Origin of the sequence: Mycobacterium sp. (assembly GCF_036488105.1) — a bacterium.
GTDB lineage: Bacteria > Actinomycetota > Actinomycetes > Mycobacteriales > Mycobacteriaceae > Mycobacterium.
Genome location: NZ_DASXHW010000517.1, coordinates 1 through 6,050 on the forward strand (window position 1 = coordinate 1; position 6,050 = coordinate 6,050).

The 6,050-nt window shown below is 65.4% G+C and carries 6 protein-coding genes; 2 read left to right on the plus strand and 4 right to left on the minus strand.

The window, feature by feature from the left end:
* Nucleotides 1-140: 140 nt before the first annotated feature.
* Both VGH54_RS27415 and VGH54_RS27420 read left to right on the plus strand, forming a co-directional pair.
* The gene (locus tag VGH54_RS27415) at nucleotides 141-1,040 is read left to right on the plus strand and encodes an MmpS family transport accessory protein (protein ID WP_331515277.1); all 900 of its coding nucleotides are present in this window, start codon (nucleotides 141-143) and stop codon (nucleotides 1,038-1,040) included.
* Entirely contained in the window at nucleotides 1,040-1,660 is a 621-nt protein-coding gene (locus tag VGH54_RS27420; protein WP_331515278.1) for a DUF2561 family protein, read from the plus strand. The genes VGH54_RS27415 and VGH54_RS27420 overlap by 1 nt, the downstream gene beginning before the upstream one ends.
* A gap of 67 nt (nucleotides 1,661-1,727) precedes the next feature.
* On the opposite strand, the gene VGH54_RS27425 is transcribed toward VGH54_RS27420, so the two are convergent.
* The 4 genes from VGH54_RS27425 to VGH54_RS27440 form a co-directional block, all read right to left on the minus strand.
* Complete coding sequence (locus tag VGH54_RS27425; RefSeq protein ID WP_331515279.1) at nucleotides 1,728-3,413, minus strand: cytochrome bc complex cytochrome b subunit; 1,686 nt, start codon at nucleotides 3,411-3,413, stop codon at nucleotides 1,728-1,730.
* Nucleotides 3,410-4,579: a ubiquinol-cytochrome c reductase iron-sulfur subunit gene (locus VGH54_RS27430; RefSeq protein ID WP_331515280.1), complete on the minus strand. Its 1,170-nt coding sequence runs from the start codon at nucleotides 4,577-4,579 to the stop codon at nucleotides 3,410-3,412. Before VGH54_RS27430 ends, VGH54_RS27425 begins: the two co-directional genes overlap by 4 nt.
* Nucleotides 4,576-5,409, minus strand: a complete 834-nt coding sequence (locus VGH54_RS27435) for a c-type cytochrome (RefSeq protein ID WP_414688823.1) — start codon at nucleotides 5,407-5,409, stop codon at nucleotides 4,576-4,578. Before VGH54_RS27435 ends, VGH54_RS27430 begins: the two co-directional genes overlap by 4 nt.
* A gap of 29 nt (nucleotides 5,410-5,438) precedes the next feature.
* The coding region (locus VGH54_RS27440) for a heme-copper oxidase subunit III (RefSeq protein ID WP_331515282.1) at nucleotides 5,439-6,050 on the minus strand (612 nt) is incomplete at its 5' end.

The window sequence follows — 6,050 nt, forward strand, 5'->3', positions numbered from 1 at the left end:
ACCGGGTCGCCCAGAATGTCATGCGAGATCCGGTTGGGTAGGGTTTGCCGAGGCACAATGAGGAACATCGGGGCGCGCGTTCAACAAGTCGACCGTGGTGCTGCGTACGCCGATGAAGTAGTCGAACAGGACAGACGATCATGAGCGGGCCGAATCCACCAGGACCCGAGTCCGAACACCTGGAACCCGGCGCCGAGCCCAGCCATGGGGGCGGCGAATCCGACGCTGCGGACACCGAATTCGGTGCGGGCGCGCGGGAGACCGACGCTGAAGGCCAGACCGGTCAGACCGACGTCTATTCGCGGGCTTACTCGGCCCCGGAGTCCGAACACATCAGCAGCGGACCCTACGTACCCGCGAACCTTGATCTCTACGACTACGACAACTACGACGAGGCGGCTCACCCGGCGGAAGCCAGCACCGCCCGCTGGCCGTGGATTGTCGGAATCGCCGCGATCGTCGCGGCGATTGCCCTCGTAGTCTCGGTGTCCCTGTTGTTCGCCCGCACCGACACGACCAAGGTGGCGACGCCCAGCACCGCGCCCACGTCGACGCCGCCGATGCAGGACGAGATCATCGTCACGACGACGCCGCCTGCCCCACCGTCGCCGTCCAGTGAGGCTCCGCCTCCCCCTCCGCCGCCGTCCAGCGAGGCGCCCCCACCACCCCCGCCACCGGCCCCCGCTCCGGCTCCGGCTCCGGCCCCGGCGCCGGCTCCGGCCCCGGCGCCCGCGCCGCCCGCACCGGCACCCCCGCCGCCGCCCGCCGGGCCCAAGCAGTACACCTATTCGGTCACCGGCACCAAAGCGCCGTTCGACCAAATCACGATCACCTACACCGATGCGTCTGGCATGCGACGGATCCTCAACAACGCGTACATCCCGTGGACGATCACGCTCACACCGATCTCGGCGTCTGACGTCGGTTCGATCGAGGCGTCCAGCTTGCTCCGGTTGAGCAAGCTCAACTGCAAGGTAACTGCCAGCGATGGAACGGTGTTGTCGGCCAACGAGAACAATCAACCGCAAGTCAACTGCTGATGATCGATAGATACTCGCAAGCCTGGGGTGCCCGCGGAAAAGTCGCGCCGGCCACGGCTGACCGCATCGTGGTCGGGTCATGCGTCGCCGTCTGGCTGCTTCTGGTCGGGATGAGCGTCGCGGCGCTCGTTGCGCTGATGGACTTGGGCCGGGGTTTCCACGCTGCGAAGGGAAATCCGCATACCTCGTCGGTGCTCTACGCGATCATCATCATCTCGGCGCTGATCATTCTGGCGGCGATCCCCATGCTGCTGCGTGCCCGGCGCATCACCCGGGATGGACCGGTCGCGCGATCGTCGGGATCGGCGGCACGCACCGTGAGCGCCCGGTCGATCAGGGCCGGGTCATTGGCGGGGCAGAGCGCCACCGAGCGCTTGACGACCCAACGACCGGCGTTAGCCGACGCTGAGGTGGACCGCTTCTGGTTGCGCGGCACCGCGGCACTGATGGGCGCCATGGGCGCGGCGTTGCTCGCGGTTGCATCGGCGACGTATGCGATGGCGATCGGCCACGATGCTTATTCGTGGACCGGCTACGGAATAGCCGGGGCCATCACGCTGGTGATGCCTCTGATTCCCTGGCGCCACGTGCGCCAGCTTCGCGGCATGCTCGCAGCCTGACTGCCCGCTCGCGTAATCGCTTGTCGCCCAGACTGCTTGCCGCGCGACGACTTAACCGCAACGACGGCTAGTGGTGGCCGTTCGTTGAGCCGTTGCCGTTACTGCCGTCCTGGTGCTCCCGCAACGCGGTGAGCGCACGATGCTCGGCGGCGTGGTCGGCTTCGGACAACGCGGTGTCCTCAGCGACCGGATCGGCGAACAGGAAGCTACCGGAGCCGGGGGAGCCGCCGGAGCCGAGCTTGTTCATTTTGACCGGGACCGGAGCACCCTGGTACCCCAGCGGGATCGGATGGCCGTGGTCGTCGACGGGCCCCAACGGCTGGTGCAGTTCGATGTAGGCGCCATGCGGCAGGCGTTTGATGATGCCGGTTTCGACGCCGTGCTCGAGGACGGCGCGGTCGCTGCGCTGCAGACCCACACACCACCGGTAGGCGATGAAGTAGATGAACGGCGGCAGCACGATCATGCCGATGCGGCCGATCCAGGTGGTCGCGTTCAGCGAGATGTGGAACTTCAGCGCGAGGACGTCGTTCATCGCCGACAGCGTGAGCACCATGTAGAACGCGATGGCCATCGCTCCGACGGAGGTCCGCACCGGCACGTCACGGGGACGCTGCAGCAGGTTGTGGTGGGCGTGGTCGCCGCTGAACCGCTTCTCCAGGAACGGGTAAACGATCAGCAGCGTGAAGATCAGACCCATCAGCAACCCGACCCAGACCACGGCCGGGATGGTGTGGTGGCCGATATAGAACTCCCACGCCGGCCAGATACGGGCCAGCCCTTCGGTCCACATCATGTAGAAGTCGGGCTGGGATCCCGCCGACACCTGGGATGGCTTATAGGGGCCCAGATTCCAGATCGGGTTGATCTGCAGCAGGCCGCCCATCAGGCCGAGGATGCCGGTGGTCAGGGCGAAGAACGCACCGGACTTCACCGCGAAGACCGGCATGACCCGGACGCCGACGACGTTGTGTTCGGTGCGGCCGGGGCCGGGGAACTGGGTGTGCTTCTGGAACCAGACGAACGCTAGGTGCGCGCCGATCAGCGCCAGGATGATTCCCGGCAGCAACAGGATATGCAGCCCGTACAGGCGCGGGATGATGTAGCCCGCCGCAGTACAGTCGTCTCCCGCACCGCCACAAGGGAAGTCGCCGCCGAACAGCGCCCAGTGCAACCAGGTGCCGATCACCGGCATTCCCATCGTGATTGACGAGAGTGCGGCACGCAGGCCGATGCCGGACAGCAGGTCGTCGGGCAGCGAGTAGCCGAAGTAGCCCTCGAACATCGACAGGATCAGCAGCAGCGAACCGATGACCCAGTTGGCTTCGCGGGGCCGACGAAACGCACCGGTGAAGAAGATGCGGGCCAGGTGCACCATGATCGAGGCGGAGAACATCAGCGCGGCCCAGTGGTGGACCTGGCGGACGAACAAGCCGCCGCGCACCTCGAAGCTGATGTCGAGCGTTGACGCGTACGCCTTCGACATTTCCACGCCGCGCAGCGGCTGATACACACCGTTGTAGGTGACGTCGTTCATGGAGGGGTCGAAAAACAGCGTCAGGTAGACACCGGTCAGCAGCAGCACGATGAAGCTGTACATCGCGATCTCGCCGAGCAGGAACGACCAGTGCGTCGGGAAGACTTTGTTCAGTTGGCGGCGCGTCGCGGCCGACAGATGATAACGCGAGTCGATGGCGTTGCCCTGATCGGCCATGACGTCGCCGATGCTCGGAGGACTCAATTTTGGACTCATGTTGTGCGCTCCCAAAATGCCGGTCCGACAGGTTCGATGAAATCACCGTTAGCGACTAGATACCCATCGGCGTCAATTGTTATCGGCAGTTGCGCCAATGCGCGCGCGGCGGGGCCGAAAATTGGCTTCGCGTAATGCAATGCGTCGAACTGCGACTGGTGGCACGGGCACAGGATGCGGTAATCCTGCTGCTCGTACAGCGACGCGGGACAACCCAGGTGCGAGCACACCTTGGTGTAGGCGAACAGCTCGCCGAAGTTGAAGCTCTCCTGGCCCTTGCGCTTGACCACCCTGGGCAGGTCGGCGGCCTTGACGCGGATCAACATCACCGGGTTGCGAACCGCGGCCAGGATTCTGGAGAGCTTCTCGTGTGACTCCACAGTGGTTCCGTCACCGTCGGATTCGCGCCACGGGAAGACGGTCTCCATGCCGCCGGCGTCGAGGTCCTCGGGGCGCATCTTGATGAACGGCGCGCTGAGATGCTCGCCGGTGGCCCGGGCCAGGAAGATGGTTTCGCCGTGATAGCGCGGTGTCCAACCCGAGGTCCACAGCACGGCCTTCTTGCCGTCGGCGGTCTCCACGACAGGTTTCCACGGGTTCTTGATCAGGCCGCCGGCAAACGCCACCAGGGTGCCGAGCCCGAACGCTCCCAGTCCCGCGCCGAGCGACAGACCGATCAGCTTGCGCCGCCGCAGGGTTGAGCCTTCCAAAGCGTCGGTCAGGTTGGCGGCCACCGTTTTCCGGTCAATCTCGTCTGACCCGTCGCCGCCGTAGTGGCGATCCTGGATCGAAATCTCTTCGGGGATGAACTTTTTCTGGAAGAGCACCGCCCCGATCGCGATGCACAGCACGGACCCCCCGAACGTCAGACCGTAGAGCGGGGTGGCCAACGAGTACGCGAACTCGCCGGACGATCCGTTCGGTTGGTACTCCCACGGCCAGAACAGGAACACCAGCAGCAGCGCCAACCCGAGCAACCCGCCCAGCAAAAGCCAGATGGCTACCAGGCGCTCGGCGCGCTTTTCGGCTTTGGTGCCGGGAACCGGCCAGCGCGGCTCCTTGAAGACGGTCTCGACGCCGTCGATCCGGCCGCCGAGCTCGACGAGTTCCTCCCGTGACATGGCGTTGAGTTCGGCGTCGGTGGGGTGTCCGCTGTCGTTGGTCATGAGCGCGCCCCAATCCACAGCGCCGCACCGATGACGGCGACCATCCCGACGATCCACGCCACCATGCCCTCGGGGGCCGGTCCGAAGCCGCCCAGGCCGTTACCGCCCGGACTACGGGCCTCGGTCACGTTTTTCACGTAAGCGATGATGTCTTTCTTCGCGTCGAAGGAGAGCTGACGGTCGGAAAACCTCGGCATGTTCTGCGGCCCGGTACGCATCGCGTCGAGGATCTGCTGCTCGTTGGCGGGCTCCAAGTCGGGAGCGAACTTGCCCGAGGACAGCGCGCCACCTTTGCCGGTGAAGTTGTGGCAGGAGGAGCAGTTGAGCCGGAACAGGTCGCCGCCGCGGCCCAGGTCGCCGCCGCGCAGTGACGACATCGCGATGCTGCCGTCGGGGTTGCGCTCGATGGTCGGTCCGCCGCCGTTGGCCTGCACGTAGGCGCCCAGTGCGTCAATCTGGGACTCGTCGAAAATCGGGTCTTTGCGCATCGCCTGCGCCTCGCCACGCATGGCGGGCATCCGGCCGCTGGACACCTGGAAGTAGACCGCGGCCTCGCCGACGCCGATCAGGCTGGGCCCGCGGTCGGGCACACCCTGCAGGTTGGCGCCGTGGCAGGTCACACACGACGTCTCGAAAAGCTGCTTGCCCGTTCGCAATAGCGCCGAAGACGACTCGTCGGCGACGGCTACCTGCGGGCTGGGGGTCAGGACGGCGGCCAGCCCGCCGGCTACCACCAGAGCCAACACGAGCAGCAGTCCTGCCGACAGCCGGCGGCGCAGGCGGCGACGCGCCCGGTCACTCAGCGATCGGTTCAACCCCAGTTTCTTCAACCGAGCACTCCTGTTCTTACCCATGCTGGTCAACGGATGAAATAGATCGTGGCGAACAGTGCGATCCAGACGATGTCGACGAAGTGCCAGTAGTAGGAGACGACGATCGACGCGGTCGCCTGCGCCGGAGTGAACTTGGTCATCGTGGTGCGGGCCAGCAGGAAGATGAAGGCGATCAGCCCGCCGATGACGTGCAACCCGTGGAAACCGGTGGCCAGGTAGAACACGCTGCCGTAGGCGCTGGAGGGGATCGTGGTCCCGTGGCTCATCAGGTGGTGGTACTCGTAGCCCTGACCGAGAACGAAGAACAACCCCATCAAAAAGGTCACTACGTACCAGCGGCGCAGCCCGAACACGTCGCCGCGCTCGGCTGCGAACACGCCCATCTGGCAGGTGAACGATGAGGCGATCAGCACCAGCGTGACCGGCACCGCCTGGTACAGGTTCAGCTCGGTCGGCGGGGGCGGCCAGTTGCCGGCCGCCTGCGCCCGCGCGGTGAAGTAGAAGGCGAACAGTCCAGCAAAGAACATCAACTCGCTGGAAAGCCAGACTATGGTGCCAACACTGACCATGTTGGGGCGGTTGAGCGAATGTACGCGCGCCGTGATTGCTGTACCCGAGGTCCCTACCGCACTCGTCAC

Excerpts from the sequence above, each read along its gene's own strand:
- VGH54_RS27425 (WP_331515279.1), bottom strand. The coding sequence starts at position 3,413 with ATGAGTCCAAAATTGAGTCCTCCGAGCATCGGCGACGTCATGGCCGAT.
- VGH54_RS27415 (WP_331515277.1), top strand. The coding sequence starts at position 141 with ATGAGCGGGCCGAATCCACCAGGACCCGAGTCCGAACACCTGGAACCC.
- VGH54_RS27420 (WP_331515278.1), top strand. The coding sequence starts at position 1,040 with ATGATCGATAGATACTCGCAAGCCTGGGGTGCCCGCGGAAAAGTCGCG.
- VGH54_RS27430 (WP_331515280.1), bottom strand. The coding sequence starts at position 4,579 with ATGACCAACGACAGCGGACACCCCACCGACGCCGAACTCAACGCCATG.